General features: G+C 50.3%; 15 protein-coding genes and 1 pseudogene. 1 reads left to right on the top strand and 15 read right to left on the bottom strand.

From position 1 onward, the window contains the following. The 12 genes and pseudogenes from ABYP73_RS03275 to ABYP73_RS03220 form a co-directional block, all read right to left on the bottom strand. Window positions 1-525 (bottom strand): annotated as a pseudogene (locus tag ABYP73_RS03275) (DUF349 domain-containing protein); the annotation flags it as partial. A 132-nt stretch (window positions 526-657) separates the two neighbouring features. Further along, on the bottom strand, window positions 658-1,413 hold the full coding sequence (locus ABYP73_RS03270; RefSeq protein ID WP_372944760.1) for a shikimate dehydrogenase: 756 nt from the start codon (window positions 1,411-1,413) through the stop codon (window positions 658-660). Further along, window positions 1,388-2,404: a DUF368 domain-containing protein gene (locus ABYP73_RS03265; RefSeq protein WP_372973435.1), complete on the bottom strand. Its 1,017-nt coding sequence runs from the start codon at window positions 2,402-2,404 to the stop codon at window positions 1,388-1,390. The genes ABYP73_RS03270 and ABYP73_RS03265 overlap by 26 nt, the downstream gene beginning before the upstream one ends. Before the next feature lie 11 nt (window positions 2,405-2,415). After that, the gene (locus tag ABYP73_RS03260; RefSeq protein ID WP_372973434.1) at window positions 2,416-3,333 is read right to left on the bottom strand and encodes a DUF368 domain-containing protein; all 918 of its coding nucleotides are present in this window, start codon (window positions 3,331-3,333) and stop codon (window positions 2,416-2,418) included. Between the two features lie 27 nt (window positions 3,334-3,360). Then, complete coding sequence (locus ABYP73_RS03255) at window positions 3,361-4,761, bottom strand: tetratricopeptide repeat protein (RefSeq protein ID WP_372973433.1); 1,401 nt, start codon at window positions 4,759-4,761, stop codon at window positions 3,361-3,363. 97 nt (window positions 4,762-4,858) lie between these two features. Beyond that, a complete protein-coding gene (locus ABYP73_RS03250; protein ID WP_372944764.1) occupies window positions 4,859-6,040 on the bottom strand; it encodes an aspartate aminotransferase family protein in 1,182 nt (393 codons plus the stop codon). 6 nt (window positions 6,041-6,046) lie between these two features. Beyond that, window positions 6,047-8,023: an OstA-like protein gene (locus tag ABYP73_RS03245; RefSeq protein WP_372973432.1), complete on the bottom strand. Its 1,977-nt coding sequence runs from the start codon at window positions 8,021-8,023 to the stop codon at window positions 6,047-6,049. A gap of 86 nt (window positions 8,024-8,109) precedes the next feature. Further along, window positions 8,110-9,396, bottom strand: coding sequence for an adenylosuccinate synthase (locus ABYP73_RS03240; RefSeq protein ID WP_372944766.1), 1,287 nt, complete (start codon window positions 9,394-9,396; stop codon window positions 8,110-8,112). Between the two features lie 14 nt (window positions 9,397-9,410). Continuing rightward, window positions 9,411-9,860, bottom strand: coding sequence for a Fur family transcriptional regulator (locus ABYP73_RS03235; RefSeq protein ID WP_372944767.1), 450 nt, complete (start codon window positions 9,858-9,860; stop codon window positions 9,411-9,413). Between the two features lie 90 nt (window positions 9,861-9,950). Further along, a complete protein-coding gene (locus ABYP73_RS03230) occupies window positions 9,951-12,158 on the bottom strand; it encodes a bifunctional (p)ppGpp synthetase/guanosine-3',5'-bis(diphosphate) 3'-pyrophosphohydrolase (RefSeq protein WP_372973431.1) in 2,208 nt (735 codons plus the stop codon). Between the two features lie 40 nt (window positions 12,159-12,198). After that, complete coding sequence (locus ABYP73_RS03225; RefSeq protein ID WP_372973430.1) at window positions 12,199-13,431, bottom strand: M48 family metallopeptidase; 1,233 nt, start codon at window positions 13,429-13,431, stop codon at window positions 12,199-12,201. Window positions 13,432-13,450: 19 nt separating this feature from the next. Further along, the gene (locus ABYP73_RS03220; RefSeq protein WP_372973429.1) at window positions 13,451-14,266 is read right to left on the bottom strand and encodes a TrmH family RNA methyltransferase; all 816 of its coding nucleotides are present in this window, start codon (window positions 14,264-14,266) and stop codon (window positions 13,451-13,453) included. A gap of 68 nt (window positions 14,267-14,334) precedes the next feature. Here ABYP73_RS03220 and ABYP73_RS03215 point away from each other — a divergent pair, with 68 nt between their 5' ends. Continuing rightward, window positions 14,335-15,141, top strand: coding sequence for a DUF6503 family protein (locus ABYP73_RS03215; RefSeq protein ID WP_372973428.1), 807 nt, complete (start codon window positions 14,335-14,337; stop codon window positions 15,139-15,141). 30 nt (window positions 15,142-15,171) lie between these two features. Here ABYP73_RS03215 and ABYP73_RS03210 read toward each other — a convergent pair whose 3' ends face one another. The 3 genes from ABYP73_RS03210 to ABYP73_RS03200 form a co-directional block, all read right to left on the bottom strand. Next, entirely contained in the window at window positions 15,172-16,461 is a 1,290-nt protein-coding gene (locus ABYP73_RS03210; RefSeq protein WP_372973427.1) for an amidohydrolase, read from the bottom strand. 10 nt (window positions 16,462-16,471) lie between these two features. Beyond that, window positions 16,472-19,429 carry an amidohydrolase family protein gene (locus tag ABYP73_RS03205; RefSeq protein ID WP_372973426.1) on the bottom strand — a complete coding sequence of 986 codons (2,958 nt, stop codon included), beginning with the start codon at window positions 19,427-19,429 and terminating at the stop codon, window positions 16,472-16,474. A 111-nt stretch (window positions 19,430-19,540) separates the two neighbouring features. After that, window positions 19,541-19,945: DUF3810 family protein (locus ABYP73_RS03200; RefSeq protein WP_372973425.1), on the bottom strand; the 405-nt coding region annotated here is incomplete at its 5' end.

Below are 19,945 nucleotides of genomic sequence, written 5' to 3'. Positions count from 1 at the left end.
GTGGGCCACGAACTCTTCTTTTTTTTCCTCAATGAATTCCTGGAATTTCAGGTCGAATTCTGATTTGATGGCGTCCACATGGTTCTTGATCGCCTGTACCTTTTCCGTTCGGATCAGGCGCTGCAACTCCCCGACCAGGTTTTCCATAGACATGGCATGGTAATCCTGCATTGGGATATGATGCCTGCGGTGATTATCCTCGTCCTCGGCATCCTCTGCATTGGAGTCATCGATCTCTTCGTGTACATCTTCCTTATTCTCCGGGGCAGGCTTCTCCTCCGCCTTTTCTTCTGCAACCTCAGAAACCTCCTGTTCTGCTGTAACCTCAGGGGTATTTTCTTCAGTTTCAGCCGGAGTTTTCTTCTCCGCCTTTTCTTTTGCGGGTTTGGTGGCCGACTTGGCGGCAGGTTTCCTCTTTTTTAATTCTCCGGACGTTTTCTCTGAGGTCGATGTGACCTCAGTAGCCTCCGGTTTTTCCTCTTCCCCTACATCAGTGTGCAGTTCCTGGTCTTTTTCTTCCAACATGATCGTCTGGATTAGTGCGTTTGGGACCTAATTCCCTCTGTAAGATACTAACAACCCTACAGACAACAAAGGTAATCAATCTACTTTTACACCGGGGACAGGCCCTTTTCCGTCAAATCAGAATCAACCCGACTAAGATTCCTGCCATATCTCCCATGCTCTCTGTGCCTGGAACTCCAGCATGGCCTGGCCGTTGCTTATTGCTGCGCCCATTTGTTCACCTGCCTTCATGAACGCCGTTTTCTCCGGGTTGTATACCAGGTCGAACAGCAGGTGGTCAGTAGTGATATAATCGTAGGGGATTTCCGGTTTTTCCTCTACCCGGGGGAAGGTCCCCAAGGGGGTGCAATTGATGATCAGGGTGTGGGATTTCAACCTCTCTTCGGTGAGTTCATCGTACCCCCACTGACCCACGTCGGGTGTGCGCGAGACTGTGACGTAACGAATCCCCAGTTTTTTCAGGCTGTAGGCGATCGCCAGGGATGCCCCGCCGGAACCGAGGATCAGGGCATGTGCATGATCGCGCTTCCTAAGAAAGGGCTCCAGGGATTTTTGAAACCCATGGGCATCGGTGTTGTATCCTTCGAGCCCGGTTCTGGTAAACTTAATGGTGTTGACAGCACCAATCTCCCTGGCCTCAGGATGTAACCGGTGGAGGTAAGGGATGATCTGTTGCTTGTAAGGGATGGTCACGTTGAGTCCGCCCAGATTCTGTTCTTCCTTTAAAAGGGTCTCGAGATCGGAAATTTCCGGCAGATCGAAATTTTCATAGGAGTACTCTTTAAGCCCTTGTTCCTCGAAGAAGCGGGTAAAATACCCCCTGGAGAAGGAATAGGAGATATTCCTTCCCAAAAGGCCGAACCTATTTTTTTTCCCTGCTTTTTCCATACCATTCCAAACCGATGAGGATCAGGATGCCCAATATAATATACCCAATGGCCCACCAGGATTCTGTCAGCGACATATCCGGGAGATACCTCTCGTAATTCCTGATGACCGGGTCGCCATTGCTGTCGAAAAGTACCTGTCCCAGGGAATCTTCGGCAAAGATAGTCCTTTTCCAGGGCCAGACCACCCCCAGGCTGCCTGTGATAAAGCCGATTATGGTGGCCGTCGTAATATGCCTGAAATGCTTGAGCACGTACCCGAGCAGGTGGGAAAGGGTCACAAGGCCGGCCGCTGAACCCAGGGTGAAGACGGCCAGTATCTTCAGTGTATCGATGCGCTCTGTGTTGGAGGTAAAACTGAAATCCCCCTGAACTACCTCCGCTATGGTGTCATAGAGTGCATTTACGGAATCGACCAGCAGAAGTACGTAATTGCCCAACAGGATCAGGATAAAGGAACCCGAAAGTCCCGGAAGTGTCATGCCAGACACGCTGATGATCCCGCAGAGGAAGATGAACAGGAGATTGTCATTTTCCCTGGCCGGACTCAGGAAACTGATGGAGATCCCCGCAATGAGCCCCAGCACACCCCAGGTGATGGTCTTGCGGTTCCAGTGCTCAAAATCCTTTGCGATAAAATAAATAGACCCTATGATCATCCCGAAAAAAGTGGCCCATACAAAAAGCTCCTTGGTCTCGAGAAAATAATCAAGAAGTTTTGAAACGCTGAAGTAACTCACCAGCATCCCAAAGATCAGGACGGAGAGAAAAGGGCCGTTCACATATCGGTAAAAGCTTTTGAACCTTCCGTTAAAGAGGAGTTTAAAAGCCTTGAGGTTGACCTTTTGAAGGGAGTAGATGAATTCTTCATAAAACCCGGCCACAAAAGCCACAATACCCCCTGAAACTCCGGGCACCTTATTCGCGGTACCCATGGCCAGACCCTTGATAAAAAGGAATACCTTATCCGAAAAGGTTCTGGGTTGATGCATGCCAGTAGGTTTTATTTTCTTGCTGCGAGTTTTTCGAGCATAAAAATAAGTGAAAAACCTGCGATAGCCAGTAGAATTGCCCAGAGAAGTTGAGGGTCTCCCGGATAGGACATAGGGGATACGTTCTCTTCCACCACAGGGATGATCTTTTCATCGAAGACACGAGTTTCCAGTACTACCTTCCAGGGCCAGATCTTGCTCAATGACCCTATGATAAAACCTGTGAGCAGTGCCAGGGTGAGGTCCTTGTAGTGCTGGAACATCCATTTGAGGAGTCGGGCAAAGGACAGCAACCCAAACAGGGCTCCCAGAAAGACGGTGCCCAGGATGAGGAGGTTTCTCTCGTGTACCGCATCAAGTACTGTCTTGTAGGATCCCAGAAGCACCAGGATGAAAGCGCCGGAAATTCCGGGCAGAATCATGGCGCAGATGGCCAGTGCCCCGGACAAAAAGAGGTACGGCAGGCTCCCCGTGTTTTCAACCGGTGGGAGCTGGGTGATGTAATAGGCCAAAGCGGCACCCAGTGCGAGGGTCAGCAGGGTCGCTGCCCGCCATGATGAGATTGCACGGGCCACGAAGATCACGCTGGCAACCACCAGTCCGAAAAAGAAGGACCAGAGCAAAACAGGCTCGTTTTCCAAAAGCCAGCTGATAAACCTGGCCAGGGTGATCACGCTAAGGGCTATTCCCAGGAACAGGGCGAGGAGGAATTTTCCGTTGACCTGTTTCCAGGCGGCCAGGATACCTTCCCTGGGCAGGGTTTTCACGACAGCTGTTCCTATCTGGTTGATGGAAAAGATCAGTTCCTCATAGATCCCTGAAATGAAGGCGATGGTGCCTCCTGAAACCCCCGGAACGACGTCTGCTGCGCCCATGGCCATGCCTTTGAGCGTAACCACGAGATATTGTATGAGATTACGGTTCCCCATATTTTGGAAAAAGCAAAAGTACTGCTTTTATTTCGAAGCCTTCTGTACGCTTTCTATAATGTTCCTCGCCCAGACAGAATCGTAAAATGAGGGGAATTCTTCCTTGAAGATATCGACCATTTCCATGTTCTTTTTCAGCGCTTTCCTGAACCTGTACTGGGCTTTTACAGGATCGTTGGCCATCAGGTAGAGTCCGGCCATTTTATAGAGGATCACAGCCTCCTCGGGGTAGAATTCAAGACCCTGGAGCAGGATCTGTATAGCTGCCTCAACCTCCTGGTTCTGGGTCACGACCTCGGCCCAGTTGAGCCAGGTATCCAGTTCGTAATTGCCCAGGTCCACAGCCTGTTTAAAGGCAAAATCAGCTTCGTCATAATGTTCCAGAGCTGCATGGATACGGGCACATTTCTTCCAGTATTTCGCATTTTCCCCATCGATATTGATGGCCTTATTGATATAATAGAGGGCGCGATCGTATTTCTGTTTTTTGAAATAGAAATTGGTGATGGCCAGCCAGCCCTTATCGAGCAAGGGATCTTCATGGACGGTCTGGTAAAAATAGAACTTTGCCAGGTCGTCGTTGTTGAGTTTTTCATGACACTTCCCTATCCTCAGATAGGCATGGGAGGTGGGATCATCTATGGAGATTGTGGTCTCGTAATTTTCTATGGCCTCGTTGTACCTGCCGAGTTTTTCGAGGACTTTTCCCTTTTCGAAGTAGGCGCCCAGAAAGGTGTCATCCGAAATGATGGCAAAGTCGAAGGCAGCCAGGGCTTCTTCGAACATTTTGAGGTTAAAGTACTGTTTCCCGAGCTGGTGCCAGGCTACCTGGCAGTAAGGATTGCGTTCGAGGTAGTCGTTGAGGTAGGCGATAGCCCCTTCGTAGTCCTCCAGGAATTCAAAGCAATAGATGACGTTGTACAGGGAGGAATAATCGTGCTCATCAAAGGCGACACATTTCATGAAATGAATCTTGGCCTGTTCATAATCGTCCATAAAGAGGTATTCCATACCCAGGAGGGCGTAGATGTCAAAACTTTCCTCGGTAAGTGAAAGCGCCTTTTTCAACAGGGCCACTGCCGCTTCGTGGTTGTCCTTTTTGGAATAGATATTGGCACGCTGAATATAGATCTCTTCATTGGTGCCATCGAGGAGCTGCAACCTGTCCAGGATCTTTTCGGCGAGTTCGAGGTTGTTTTCAAAGACCATGACCTCCACATCCAGCAACTTGAGTTCCATGGACTCCGGGTGCTGCTGTAGTCCGATCTCGATGGCCTTTTTGGCCAGGGAGATCTTACCGTTGTTCAGGTAGTGATGGATGATGTCCTCGAAGTCTTCGGCATCGAAGAAATAGACATCATCGGTCTTGAGCATGGATTCAAATTTGGTAACGGGCTGGTTCGGTTTCTCGTTAGGATCTAACGCCATAGGAACGTGCTTGGTTATACTATGGACTTAAAAATAGTTTTTATAACCACTTTTATGTCTCTGCGGGGCCTATATTATTAACAAATTAGTTAACAACTCATTCAGTCATACCTTCCAGAACCTCGAGGATTATTGCACATCCCTCATCGATCTCCGCCTCGGAAATCGTCAGGGGAGGGGTGATCCTGACAGCGTTCTTTTCGAAAAGCAACCAAAAAAGGACCAGTCCTTTTCGGGCGCACGAAAGTACTAAATCATTTGCGATTTGACTACTTTTCATCATCAGACACAACATGAGGCCTCTTCCCCTGATCTCCTCAATCATAGGGTGTTCCAGGCGCTTCCTGAATTGCGCCTCTTTCTCAAGGGTATCCGGGATGAGGTGGGAGGAGGTCAGCTCCCGGAGTGTTGCCAGCGCAGCGGCCGCGATCACGGGATTGCCTCCAAAAGTGGTGATATGGCCGAGCATGGGTTTGTCACTGAGGGTGGCCATCATTTCCCTCGAGGCCGTAAAGGCTCCTATAGGAAGCCCCGAGGCCATTCCCTTGCCCATGACAAGAATATCAGGTACAATTCCGTAGTGTTCAAACGCAAACAATGCGCCTGTTCTCCCAAATCCGGGCTGTATCTCATCCAGTATAAGGAGCGCGCCGACAGCTTCGCACCGGTCCCTGACAGCTTTTAAGTAACCGTTTTCCGGTTGTATGAACCCCGCTCCTCCCTGTATGGTCTCCAGGATTACGGCGGCTGTGCCCGAAGTGATTCGGTCCAGATCTTCCTTCCTGTTGAATTCAATATGCCTGATATCCGGCAATAAGGGTCTGAATGGGGCTTTGCGCTCTTCGTAATCCATCAGGCTAAGACTCCCCATCGTATTCCCGTGGTAGGCATTCCTGGCAGCGATGATTCCGCTCCTCCCCGTAACTCGCCTGGCGAGCTTCAGGGCCCCTTCAATAGCCTCCGTTCCCGAATTGACAAGGTAGGTGGTCTCCAAAGGGGAGGGCAGACGTGAGGCCAGTTCCCTGCTGTATTCCACGGCCGGTGCCTGTATGTATTCTCCATACACCATCACGTGCATGTAGGTCCGGGCCTGTTCTTCCACCGCCTTTACCACGGCCGGATGGCAGTGTCCAAGGCTACAGGCTGATACGCCGGCCACAAAATCGAGATGGGCATTTCCATCGGTATCATAGATATAACTGCCCTCTGCCCGGGAGATCTCAAGGGAGAGCGGGTGGGGAGTGGTCTGGGCCTGGTATTGAAAGAAATCCTTTTTCATGGCTGATCAATTCCCAACTACCCTTAAAATCCAGATCTCATCCGTATATCTTCCATAATATTTGGAATCCCTGGCCGTGACGGCCTCTGAAAGCGTATCATACCGCTCCAGGTAGACATAAGTAAACTGCTTGCCTTCCCTGAAGAATGTCCTGGGTTCTATACCCCTGTCTGATAGCATCCTTGAAAACCTGGAAAAGTCCGCTTCGTCTTCAAAAACGTTGACGATGAGGTAGTATCCGGGTACAATTCCCGGTTCTGCCCTGATCTCCGTGACGCGTTCCGGCTTTTCCTCCTTCTCTGATGGAACTTTCAATGCGGGAACGGGTACGGCTGCCGGATCTGAGGAGTTTACGTAATCCCTCGCTTTCTTCTCGAGTTCGGAGATCTCCGGATCGGCGTCCTTATCAATGGGATTGTCCAGGCCTTGGATCTTTGGCAGTATCAGGTTGTTGTCGTCTTCGTCAAAGATCTCTTCTTTACTCCGGATCCGTTCATCTCCCCTCCAAACGAATCCCTTCAGTTTCCGACTGTTCTCGGGGAGGTCGGCCTCGGGAAAGATATCCCCATCCGGGTTGGTGAAAAAGGTGATGTCCTCAATATCGCTGTTCTCAAAGGTGAGCCTGATGGAACTACAGATCGTTTTATTGATCCCTATGAGTTCCTGATCGTCGTTGTACATATAATAGATCACCTCTGTATTCTTGACCAGGTCGGCAATCTTGAGTTCATTCTCTATGAATTTTCCAAAAAGATCCTTGCCCTTGGCCTGGTTGAAGCCCACCTTGCCAATGGTATCCTGGGAGATCACAAAGGCATTATTCAACACCTTAAGGGAATCGAGCTTTTCGGTCTCCATGTCCGAGATCAGCAGGATGCTGTCTCCCGTCATCTGGTTCTCCAGGTTCCACAGCACAGGCCTTCGGATCAAGCGCGTGATACCCGTTTTTTCTTCAAAGTGAAGGGAGTCGCATTTCCCGCTAAGGTCGGTCTTATAGAATTTGGTATTCCTGAAGGCGCGAAGGATACGGTTTTCGGGCTTGCCGGTAATCATCAGGGTATCCCCGTGAATATAAAGGGAATCCTGTTCCACCAGACTCACGGAGACCGCACGTTTGGTCGCAAAAACCGAATCCTTCGCCTTGTAGACCTCTGCGTAATGGGCGCGGATTACCCCGTCGTTGATCGTATCCGTGACCTTGATATTGTTGGTGGCCGAGGCGAATTCCCGGGCCTTGTTGAAATACACACTGTCCCCCTCGATGATGCGGTTGTTGTAATTGATCCGCGTATTCTTGATCCCGTAACCGGTCTCTACCTTCGTATCGTAGAACCCCCTTTCGAAATAGAGTTTGTAGGTCTCTCCCGTGATGGTGGAAGGACCGTACATATAGGCGTTTTTGGAAAGGGTGTAATAATCCAGCTGACTCGATTCTACGGTGTATTCCGGATTCTTGATCTTCACGTTCTGAAGAAATTGATACTTCTTCGGTTCTATAAAATACCGGCCTATCCTGCTGGTCAGGGTGTTGGCAGAATCTACGATGGTCCCCTGGCTCCGGTAATAGGCTTCCTGGTTCTCCCTGTCAAAGAACAGGGTATCTGTCCTCAGGGTCATGTCGGCGTTTTTCAGCATCACTTTTTCCCAGGCCTTGGCCAGTTTCTCATTGCCGTTGTAATCGATCTTGCCGCTGGTCATCAGGATGGAATCGCCCTGAACGAGCCTGATATTTCCAATAGCCCTTAGTTTATTCTCCTTCTGGTAGAAGATAGCGATATCACACCAGAGATCGGCACCCTGGTGCTCGAACTGCACCTGCCGTTCGTCCTTACTGAAAATGGATGCCCCGGGATACCTGGCTTCGTCCTTGGTGAAGTTGGCCCCGTATACAATGTTGATCTGTCGTTGCTGAGGCTTTGGCTCCTGGGCAAGGGTCCAGTGGAGGGGGATGCAAAGGAAGAATATGCAGAGTATTCCTTTCAAACGTTTTCTTTTGGCCAAAAATAGGATTTTTTGAAGCAGCCGGATTCTCTTTAGTACAGTTTTAATACTTCCCCTTACCTGTGCGATCAGGATACGGCCAATTCCCTGTGGATGGTCTGCGTCCTGTCCGGGCCCACGGAGACGATCTGGATGGGTACTTCCAGGGATTCTTCGAGGAACTCGATATAGGTGATCAAATTTTTGGGAAGCTGGTCCTCAGAGTTCATTTTGGTGAGGTCCTGTTTCCAGCCCTTGAATTCAGAATAGACAGGGGTCACTTCCGATGCCTCAATATTGAAGGGCAGGTGGTTGATCTTTTTTCCCTGGTAGTGGTATGCCGTACAGACCTTGATGGTTTCAAATCCGCTGAGCACGTCAGACTTCATCATCATCAGGTGGGTAACCCCGTTGATTTGTACGGCGTATTTCAGGGCTACGAGGTCCAGCCAGCCACAACGCCGGGGCCTCCCGGTAGTGGCACCGAATTCATTGCCCACCCTTCCCATGGTCTTGCCGTCCTCGTCAAAGAGTTCGGTGGGAAAAGGCCCGCTGCCCACCCGGGTGGTATAGGCCTTGAAAATGCCGAAGACCTTGTTGATCCTGTTCGGCGCGATCCCCAGCCCGGTGCAAGCCCCTGCAGCTGTGGTGTTGGAGGAGGTCACGTAAGGGTAGGTGCCAAAATCGATGTCGAGAAGAGAGCCCTGTGCGCCCTCGGCCAGGATGGATTTTCCGGCTTTCTGGGCCTGGAAAATGTATTCCTCGCTGTCGATAAAGGTGAGTTTCTTCAGGACTTCCACGGCCGAAAAGAATTCGGCCTCCAGTTCCTGCAGATTGTATTGTATGTCCACATCGTAGAAGTGGATCATGGCTTCGTGCTTGTCTGCAAGTGCCCGGTATCTTTCCTTCCATTTGCTCAGTTCCAGGTCGCCCACCCTCAGACCGTTCCTTCCGGTCTTGTCCATATAGGTGGGGCCAATGCCTTTCAAGGTAGAACCTATTTTGGCCTTGCCTTTGGCAGTTTCCGAAGCTGCATCCAGCAACCTGTGCGTAGGAAGGATGAGATGGGCTTTACGGGAGATGAGGAGGCGCGACTTGATGTCGATGTCAAATTTATCCAGGGCGGCCAGTTCCTTTCGGAATATCACCGGGTCTATGACAACCCCATTACCCACTACGTTCACGGCCTCATCGTGGAAAATGCCCGACGGGATGGTGTGCAGCACGTGTTTGTGTCCGTCGAATTCAAGGGTGTGACCCGCATTGGGCCCTCCCTGGAATCTGGCTATGATATCGTAATTTTTTGTCAGGACGTCTACGATCTTCCCTTTTCCTTCGTCTCCCCATTGAAGACCGAGTAGCAAATCTACCGCCATGTAGTGTTGTCTTATTATTTCGCCTCTTCGGGCTGGTTCCTGGTGCCGTAAAAGTAAAGCGAATGATTGTTAATCTTGATATCGAATACCTCCTCTATGGTTTTTTTGATCGACTGTATACGCGGGTCGCAGAATTCCACTACCTCTCCTGTATCGGTGAGGATGACGTGGTCATGTTGCCTGTCGAAATAGGATTTTTCATACTGGGCCTGGTTCTTCCCGAACTGGTGCTTGCGAACCAGTTTGCATTCCAGCAACAGCTCAATGGTGTTGTAAAGAGTGGCCCGGCTTACCCGATAGTTCTTGTTCTTCATCTTGATATAGAGGGATTCGATATCAAAATGGTTGTCCGTATCGTAGATCTCCTGGAGAATGGCATATCGCTCCGGGGTCTTCCTGTGGTTTTTTTCTTCGAGGAAGGCCGTGAATACATTTTTTACGATTTCCTGATCCTTATTTCCCATAGTCTCGGTTAGGCTGTATTCCTTTGCAAAGGTAAAGCTAAAAAAATTAAAAAGAGGCCCATTTCCGGGCCCAAAACACCCCTCTTCCGGTCAGGTTCTGGTCACCTTATCGATCCCCTTAACAGCTTTCAGATTATCGATCAGTTTTTTCAGGATGCCCTTGTTCTTGACCACCACCGTGATCTTTCCGGAAAATGTTCCGCCATCGGTGTCAAAATTCAAATTCTTCATATTCACATGCATGTGATCCGAGATGATCTCGGTAATCTCATTGATCAGTCCCAGGTTGTCCAGGCCGGTCAGCTTGATCTCAGCCGTAAACTCTTCCTGGGTAGAATCGATCCACTTCGCGCTGATGATCCTGTAGGCGTAATTGGATTGCAGCTGGATGGCATTCGGGCAGTTCTTCTTGTGCACCTTGATGCCGTCATTCACACTGATAAACCCGAATACCTCATCCCCGGGGATGGGGTTGCAGCATTGTGACAGCTTGTACTCCAGTTTTTCTTCTTCCTTTCCAAAGACGAGCATGTCGTATTTGGAAGTGATTTCGTCCTTGTCCACATCCTCCGGAACCGGTTTTTTCCGGATACGGTTCTTAAAGAAACTGATAAAAGCGTTGTTGTAGGACGAGGCAAAATCCTTGATCATCTGGTTGTCGATGGAACCTATCCCCACCCTGTAGAAGAGGTCCAAACTGGTTTGGAGCTTGAAAAAGACCACCATTTTATTGACAGAATCCTCGTTCAGGGTGACCTTCTGGGATTTCAATTTTCTTCTCAGGATCTCCTTTCCTTCCTCTGCCACAGCTTTCTTCTCATCCCTCAGGGATGCTTTGATCTTAGACCGCGCCCGGGCCGTGGTGGCATAGTCCAGCCAGTTCTGGTTGGGTTTCGCACTGTCCGAAGTGATGATCTCTACCTGGTCCCCGCTTTTCAGAGAAGTACTCAGGGGGACAAGCTTTCCGTTGACACGTGACCCGCGTGTCCGCATGCCAACCTCAGTGTGTATGTTAAAGGCAAAGTCGATAGGTGTGGCCCCTTTGGGCAGGGAGATCAGCTCCCCCTTGGGGGTAAAGACAAAGATCTCCTTGGAATACAGGTTGAGTTTGAATTCTTCCACGAAGTCGACAGCACTGCCATTAGAATTCTCCAAAGCTTCCTGCAGCCGGTTCAGCCATTCCTCTATGCCTTGTTCCTTCTGGTCTCCGTGTTTATATTTAAAATGCGCGGCATAACCCTTTTCGGCTATTTCGTGCATGCGTTCACTGCGGATCTGCACTTCTACCCATTTCCCCTGAGGTCCCATTACGGTAATGTGCAGGGCTTCATACCCGGTCGATTTGGGGGAGGAGATCCAATCCCTCAGTCTTGTTGGATTGGGCGTAAAATGGTCTGTGACGATGGAATATATCTTCCAGGCCAGGAATTTCTCATTCTTCCGGTCCGATTTATAGATGATACGGATCGCAAACTTATCGTATATCTCGTCGTAGGATACGTTCTGGGTGTTCATCTTCCGGCGGATGGAAAAGATGGATTTCATCCGGCCTTTGATGGTGTATTTGAGTTTCTCCTTGTCCAGGGATGCCTTGATAATATTGGAAAAGTCGTTTATGTACTGTTGCTGCTCCTCCTTGGTCTCCTCTATCTTGTTCTGTATATCCTGGTATACTTCGGGTTCTGTGTATTTCAGGCTGAGGTCTTCCAGTTCCGTCTTGATATTGTACAACCCAATCCTGTGTGCCAGAGGGGCGTAGATATACAGGGTCTCCGAGGCGAGTTTCACCTGCTTGTCCTCCGGCATGGAATCCATGGTGAGCATGTTGTGGTACCGGTCGGCTATTTTGATGATAATCACCCGCACATCGTCGTGCAGGGTCAGCAGCATCTTTCGAAAATTCTCCGCCTGCTGGGAGATGTTGGTGTCTTTTTTGAGATGGGCGATCTTGGTAAGCCCGTCCACGATCCTGGCCACTGTCTCACCGAAGAGGCGTTCGATATCGTCCAGGGTGTATTCCGTATCCTCCACTACATCGTGGAGCAGGGCAGAGGCAATGGACACGGCGTCGAGGCCAATTTCAGAGGCGACGATCTTGGCTACGGCTATAGGATGGAAAATATAGGCCTCCCCCGACTTCCGGCGCTGATTCTTATGGGCATCCACGGCCACGTCGAATGCAGAACGGATCAGTTTTTTATCCTGGGGCGAAAGGGTCTGGTAACTGATCCGCAGCAATTCCTTGTACTGCTTGGCAATTTCCCGATTTTCCCTGTCTACTACCGTTTCACTCCTCATATCTTAAAATTACACAATCTTTTGGAGTAATCAACAAAAATCATGCCTGCAGCCTGAGGACACGGGCGATAAGAGGCGGGTGGGAGTAGTGCATGAACACGTAAGCCGGATGGGGGGTGAGGTTGCTCAGGCTGTTCCTCGAAAGTTTTTTGAGGGAACTTATCAGGGGTCTGCCTCCATAGGTCGCGCTGGCATATTGGTCGGCCTGATACTCAAACTGCCTCGACATGTAGTTCATGGCCAGGCCGGTAAGCTGGGAAACAGGGCTGTAAAGGAGACCGAAACCGATCAGGGCAGCGTGAAAACTGGGTTGTTCAACACCTATAGCCATGGACACCTCCGGATGGTTGATGAAGAGGGAGAGGAGAAAAAGGGTAAATCCTGTCAGGGCCGAAGAAACCAGCAGGTTAGAGATGATATGGCGTCTTTTGTAATGTCCTACCTCGTGGGCCAGGACGGCGACGATCTCGTCTTCCTCCAGATCCTGGATCAGAGTATCGTAAAGGGTGACACGTTTTTGTCTGCCAAATCCGGAAAAGTAGGCATTGGCCTTGGTAGACCTCTTAGAACCGTCTATGACAAAGATCTTCTCCAGTTCAAAGCCCACCTTCCCCGCATAGTCCTGTATCTTTTGTTTCAGGCTGCCTTCCTCCAGGGGTTCCTGTTTGTTAAAAAGGGGGACAATGAGTTTGCTGTAGAACAGGTTTATAAAGACAGAGAATACGGTGATCAGCCCCCAGGCATACAACCAGAAGGAGCTGCCGGTCCACTGGAAGAACAGAATGATCAGAGACAGGATGCCACCACCGAGGACACCGAGCAAGAGCCATCCTTTCAACTTATCTGCTATGAATAGTTTGGGGTTACTTTTGTTAAAACCAAACCGTTCTTCGATCACGAAGGTCCTGTAATACGCAAAAGGGGTCATCAGCAGGTCGCTCCCCAGCATGATGATACCGAAAAATAGCAGGGCCATACCGATGGGATTATCTGTAATCTGCCGGACCAGTTGGTCGATCCACTGAAATCCTCCCAGGCTCAGGAAGGCCAGGATCAGGATGATAGAAAAAGTGGAAGAGACCAGTCCGAAAGAATAATTGGCTTTTTTATAGGCCTGGGACCTGGCGTACTCATCAGGGTCATACACATCCGACAATTCTTCAGGAACGGGATTTCCGAATCGCCTGGCATTGAGGTAATCCATCAGGGTTTGTACAAGAAACTCGACAACCAGGATGGCAATGATCAGGTAAAAAAGGAAAGTACTGTTCATATTTGGGCCTGAAAGGGATTTAATCGGCAGAGGAGAGACGCTGTCTTTTGGCCTCAAAGATAAGGATTGCTGCCGAGACGGAGACGTTCATGGAGTCTATCTCCCCTTCCATGGGAATGACCACCCGTGCATCTGCCTGCGCTGTCCAGGCTTCGGTCAATCCGGTAGACTCCGTCCCTACGGCAATGGCGCAGCCTCCGGTGTAATCCACGCTTGTGTAGGGTACGGCATGGGTCAGGGTAGCGGCATAAATCTTTATACCGCCTTGCCTGAGGAAGGCGATCACCTCCTGGGAGGAAGCTGCGGCTACAGGGACGGTAAACAGGCAACCCACACTGGACCGGATCGTATTCGGGTTGTAGAGATCCCCTTTGGGATCGGCAATGATGACGGCATCCAGGTTGGCTGCATCGGCCGTTCTCAGCAGTGCACCGAGGTTACCGGGTTTCTCTACGCCTTCCGCGATCAAAATGAGGGGATCTTCTGGCAGCTCCAGGGAATTCAGGCTGTGGTCCTTAGTTCGGGCAATGGCAAGAACACCCTCGGTCTTTTCCCTGTAAGCCAGTTTTTGGTAAACCTCTTTGGTGAGTTCAATGAGATCGATATTTTGCTCCAGGCCTTTAAAGAGTTTTTCCGCTTCCTGGAGGGGAAAGAATTCCGGGTAGATCAAGACAGTCTGGATGCCGAAACCACCTTTGAGGGCCATGGCCAGTTCCCGCTGTCCTTCCAGCACAAAAAGCCCGGTCTTGCCCCTTTCCCTGTTCTTGTGTTTGAGCTGAATGACCTGGCGTACCAGTGGATTTTGAAGACTGCTGATTTTTTTGGGACTCTGCATAGGGATAAAAGTACAGGAAACTGTAAATTTAAGAACGCTTCCCCGACAAATCAAAAAATCGTTTTACCATGCACAAGTCAATATTCTGGATTTTTGCCTTCTTTCTTCTCAACTGCAAGGAGGCTCCAAAAGATGAAACTTTAAAGAATACCTCCGATGATATCGAAGTCGAAACAGCACGCTACCCGAAGGAATTACATCAGGTATTCCAGTCGCACGGTGGACTCGACCTTTGGAAAGAGCAGAGGTACCTCACCTACGAGATCCCTAAAAATTCGGGAATCGAAAGGCACCTCATAGATCTGTATTCCAGGAAGGATCTTGTTGAAACCGATGCCTACCAGATGGGTTATGACGGGAAAGAGGTGTGGCTCCTCGATCCTGAAGGCGTCTATAAAGGTGATCCCGTCTTCTACCACAACCTCATGTTCTATTTTTACGCCATGCCCTTTGTACTGGCCGATCCGGGAATAGAGTATTTTGAGACCGAACCTTTGACTTTTGACGGAAAGACCTATCCCGGAATAGGGATCCGATACGAGGATGAGATCGGTACCTCTCCTGAAGACGAGTATTTCCTGTACTACGACCCGGATACTCATCTTATGGCATGGTTGGGCTATACCGTTACCTACCGGACAGGGAAACCTTCTGATGACGTCCATTTTATTCGGTATGACGACTGGATTTCCGTAGACCAACTCCGTTTACCCGGTTCAATGACCTGGTACGAGGTGGAGGACGGAAGGCCTACTAATTCGAGAAACACCGTAGATTTTCAACAGGTTGCCCTGAGTGAGACTCCGGCAGATCCCTCGGTGTTTGCCATGCCTGACGAGGCTGTGGTCAGGAAGCCTGTAAAACCTGAAAATTAAAAAGGGGCCTGAGAGGCCCCTTTTTTAATACTAGTCGGCATTATACTTACCCATATACCGCTTCCAGAGCTCTGTCTGATGCGTTTCCAGAGAGATCTCACGCCCGTCTATAAAGGCATGGGTGAGTTGGTTACCTCTCATGTCAAGGGCATCCCCTTCGGATAGGAAGAAGGTGGCGCTTTTACCCTGGGCAAGGGTACCGTACGTGTCATCTATCCCCAGGATCCTGGCAGTATTACCGCTGATCAGCTGCAAGGCCACTTCCTTGTCCAGTCCCTGTCCTACCACCTGCCCGGCATAAAAGGGCAGGTTTCGCGTCTGGAAGTTGGAAGCCTCTGCATTTTGCAAAGCCACCAGCAGACCGGCATCTACCAGCATTTTAGGAAGTTTATAGGTAAAGTCATAATCATCGTCGTCAAATTCCGGCAGGCTGTGAGTGAAGTTCACCAAAACCGGGATCTTGTTCTTCTTTAGGAGGTCGGTCACCCTGTAAGCGTGATACCCCCCTACCAGGACCAACTTGTCTATTCCCGCTTCCTTCAGGGAAGTGATGGCGTCCACAATCTGTTTTTCATCCTGGGCATACACATAGAGGCGTTTTGAACCGTTGAACAGGCCTTGAGAGGCTTCAAAGGCAGGATTCACAGGGGATCCCTGGCCGTTTCCATAAACCTTTGCATTCTTCAGGAAGGAGAGGACTTCCTCTACCTGTTCCTGATATTCCTTATTGGGCTGGTACCCGCGATCCTCACCAAGCCACCATCGACCACGCCTGAAGGTGTTCGGCCAGTTGAGGTGGATGCCGTCATCCACCTTTACGGCCGCGTCTTCCCAGTTCCAGGCATCGAATTGGACAATGGATGAAGTCCCTGAAATCCTGCCACCCCGGGGGGTGATCTGACCTAAAAGGACGCCGTTGGGCCTCATACTCTCCACTACCTTGGATTCTGCGTTGTAGGCAATCAGGCTTCTCACGTGGGGGATAAGGCTGCCGATCTCGTCCTGGTCGTCACTGGCCCTGACGGCATTGATCTCAATGAGACCCAGGGACTTTCCAGGGGCGATGAAACCCGGATACATATGTTTTCCGGCAGCATTGATCACTCTGCCCTGCGGACTCACTCCTGCGCCCAGGGCCGTGATTTTTCCGTTCTCAAAGACGAGGGTGCAGTTCTCTATGACCGTACCGTCACCGATATGGGCAGTGGCCCCTGTTACCGAAATAACCTCGGACTGTGCCGGTGCCGGGGTCTGTTGCCCCGAAGCATTCTGATAAAACCCTGTCAGGAGGGCTAACGCGAAATATGTCAATTTTTTCATGGTGGTCCTGTTATAAAGTGTCACAATTGAATCTTTCCTTTTTGCGCTGTACGGGACGTTGCATCTTGCTGCCTCCGTTCTTCTCGTCTATCATCATTTTGACGAGCTCGCTGCGTTCCTTTTTGATCGCTTCCCTCAGGGCTTTGTCCTCTTCCAGGTCGAAATAAGTGACGCCCTGTATTAGGGTCTTTTCAGCCTTGGCATAAACAGACATGGGATGGGCATTCCACAGCACCAGGTCTGCTTCCTTCCCCACTTTAATGCTGCCTACTCTGTCATCGATATGCAGGAGTTTGGCAGGGTTAAGGGTCACGGTCTTCCAGGCTTCTTCTTCTGACATCCCACCGTATTTAATGGTCTTTCCGGCTTCCTGGTTGAGTCGCCTGGACATCTCCGCGTCGTCACTGTTGATCGCCACGGTAACCCCCTCACTTGCCATAATGGCTGCGTTGTAGGGGATGGCATCATTCACTTCGAATTTATAAGCCCACCAGTCACTGAAAGTGGATCCACCCACACCGTGCTCGGCCATCTTATCGGCTACCTTGTATCCTTCCAGGATGTGGGTAAAGGTGTTTACCCTAAAGCCGAATTTCTCTGCGACCTTCATCAGCATGTTGATCTCGCTCTGCACATAGGAGTGGCAGCTGATAAAGCGTTCCCCGTTGAGGATCTCGGCAAGCACTTCCATCTCCTCGTCGTATCGATAGGGTTTGCCGCTCTTTTTGAGGGCGTCGTATTCCTTGGCTCGTTGAAAGTAATTCACAAAAACCTGCTCCACGCCCATCCGCGTCTGTGGAAAACGCGAGTTGCTGCTCCAGTTACTCTGCTTGACATTCTCACCCAGGGCAAATTTGATGAATTTAGGAGAGTTCTCGAAGATGAGCTTATCCGCAGATTCTCCCCATTTAAGCCGCAGGATGGCAGACCTTCCCCCGATGGGGTTTGCAGAACCGTGGAGGAGCTGCACCGTGGTCACGCCCCCCGCCAGATTGCGGTAGAGATCCATATCCGTAGGGTCTACCACATCGGTCATCTTCACTTCAGCCGAAGAATTCTGCCCTGATTCGTTGATGGCGAGTCCGGCTATATGACTGTGTTCATCGATGATCCCTGCCGTAAGGTGTTTTCCGGTGGCATCGATGACTTTGGCACTGCCCTCATTCAGATTCTGCCCGATCCGTGCGATCTTTCCGTTCCTCACCAGTACATCGGTGTTTTGCAGGATTCCCTCAGCTTCTCCTGTCCAAACGGTAGCATTGCGGAACAGAATATCTTCCGCCTTCTTCCGCTTTGCGTAACCGTATCCCACATTGGGGAATTTTACAGGCATGACCACTGGAGGCTCGGCGGGATCTTCTTTCTTTTCTGTGGATTTCTCTTCAGGACCTTCTTTTTTCGCAGCCGAAAAGGTAGAATCTCCGCCGTTGGGCAACAAAACCCTACCACTTAAATTGTCCTCACCTGGCGTGATCCTGGCCGTCATCCTGTAGACCTCTTCATCGGGTGTGGTGAGAGTAAGGGTGACCCAGTCGCCGTCGTACTTGAATTTTGAATCTATTTTTACCGTATCCTGTTTGATCTCGGCCTTGGGTTTGGAGGGTTCTCCACTGATAGCGAGATCGTAGGTATCGCCACTCACCCTGAGGTCATAGGTCCCACGGATATCCTTCTGATCCATAGGGTTTACGATGTGCTTTTGTCCCTGAACCCAGTTCTCATACAGGGTGGTCTCCTTGTCAAACACATTTCCTGAGGTGATCAGGAAATTGGCATACCGCCCGGGCTGAAGAGTACCGATGAGATTCGATTTACCCAAAATGGAAGCCGGTACGGTCGTGAGTGCCTCGAGAGCCTTTGTTTCTGAAAGCCCATAGGTGATCGCTTTTGCGAGCTTTTCTTTGAGTTCAGAAGGACTTTTCAGTTCATGGAGGGTAATGCTGAATGCAACCCCGTTTTCTGCCAGTACCTTTGGATTAGAAGGGGCCTGGTTCCAGTATCTCATATCCTTAAGGGCCACATAGTCTGCCTGGAACGGATCCGAAACGTCATAGGCATCAGGAAAATTCAATGGGATGATCAATTTGGCATTGGTGGCTTTGATCTCGTCTATCATTTCAAACTCGTTTCCGCCTCCCAGGATGGCGTATTGAACGCCAAATGCATCCCCGATCTTGTCCGCGCGGAGGACATGACCCGCATTTCCTGCCGCAAAGATCTGCATCATGCCCCTGTTTTCGATCAGGGCCTCAAGGGAACGGTCTTTGGTAGCTACCATCCCTTTCTGGTACCAGGAGGCATCGTTGTACATCTGCCTTAGCAGGGCCATGGCTCCCATGAGCGAAGAGGGATAAGACTGGTTCTTTAGGACGCTGCGGTCAAAGGAAAAGTACTGAGCAGAATTATCATCCACGATACGCTCAGCGTCATTGCCTTCGGCTCTCAATGCGATGAGGACCCCGCTACCCCGAGCGATCCCATCCTGAATGTGGGAATTGACAACCCCAAAACCTGCCTCACGCAGCGACTTGGCACTTTTATCGTCATATTTAAAGGAATTGATCGCATCCGCCTCCGGCATAATGTGGTCATTCCAGTAAAATCCTTCCCTGGAGGGATCGTACTGGGCGGATCTTCCGCGTCCGGCGGGCCGCTTGGGCTGCTCCACTCCGAAAGAGGAATACACATCGATGAAAGAGGGATAAATGTACTTGCCTTTCAGGTCGATCCTCACCGTATTAGCGGGGATATTCACTTGGGTACCCGCTGCAACTACTTTCCCATGGCGGATCAGCAGAGTGCCATCTTCGATGACCTGGGTGGGACTCACGTAAATTCGTGCATGAGTCAGGGCGGTGTAGTTGTTATTCTCCGCCTTCACCCCGTCATTTTTGGGGAAATAGTCCTGGGAGAACAGGGTACATGTACTGAGCCAGACAAAGGCCAGTACAAAATACTTCATTTTCATAAGTGCCTGGATTTTTAGTTAGCGGCTAAAATTAATCGAACTGTGAAGATATGATCCCGCGTTACATTTTTTTTAACAAAAAATACGGGAAGAATCCGGCGGAGATCGGAACTACAAGGGCAACTTTTCGTGGTAGGCGACCAATAGGGCCACCACCAGGTTGTAGCTTTTGATGCCAGCTGCCTGGTTATTGGCCTTTAGAAAGGCGTTGAAAGACATTTTAAAAATGGGCTCCAGGGGGTTCTCATAGGCCTTCCAGAAGGCACTTAGTTCCTCGTAATCCTTTTTTATCCCGGGATTTACCCCGGAGTAGGCCTCCTGGAACAATTCTTCATCCATGGCGCGGAGTTGCGACAGGCAATAGCCCAGGGCGTAGGACAGGGCCGTATATCTAAGACGTGGATCCCGCTGGTTCAGGGCAGCCAGATACCCTATAAAATTAGCTTCGTTCTCGGCCGCATATCCCAACTGGTGGGCGATCTCGTGACAGCTGACCACGGGGAATCTCGACATGGG

This window comes from Muriicola sp., from assembly GCF_041567615.1.
Lineage (GTDB): Bacteria > Bacteroidota > Bacteroidia > Flavobacteriales > Flavobacteriaceae > Muriicola.
Note: the sequence above shows the minus strand (reverse complement) of the source record. Positions and strands in the feature narration are given on the sequence as shown.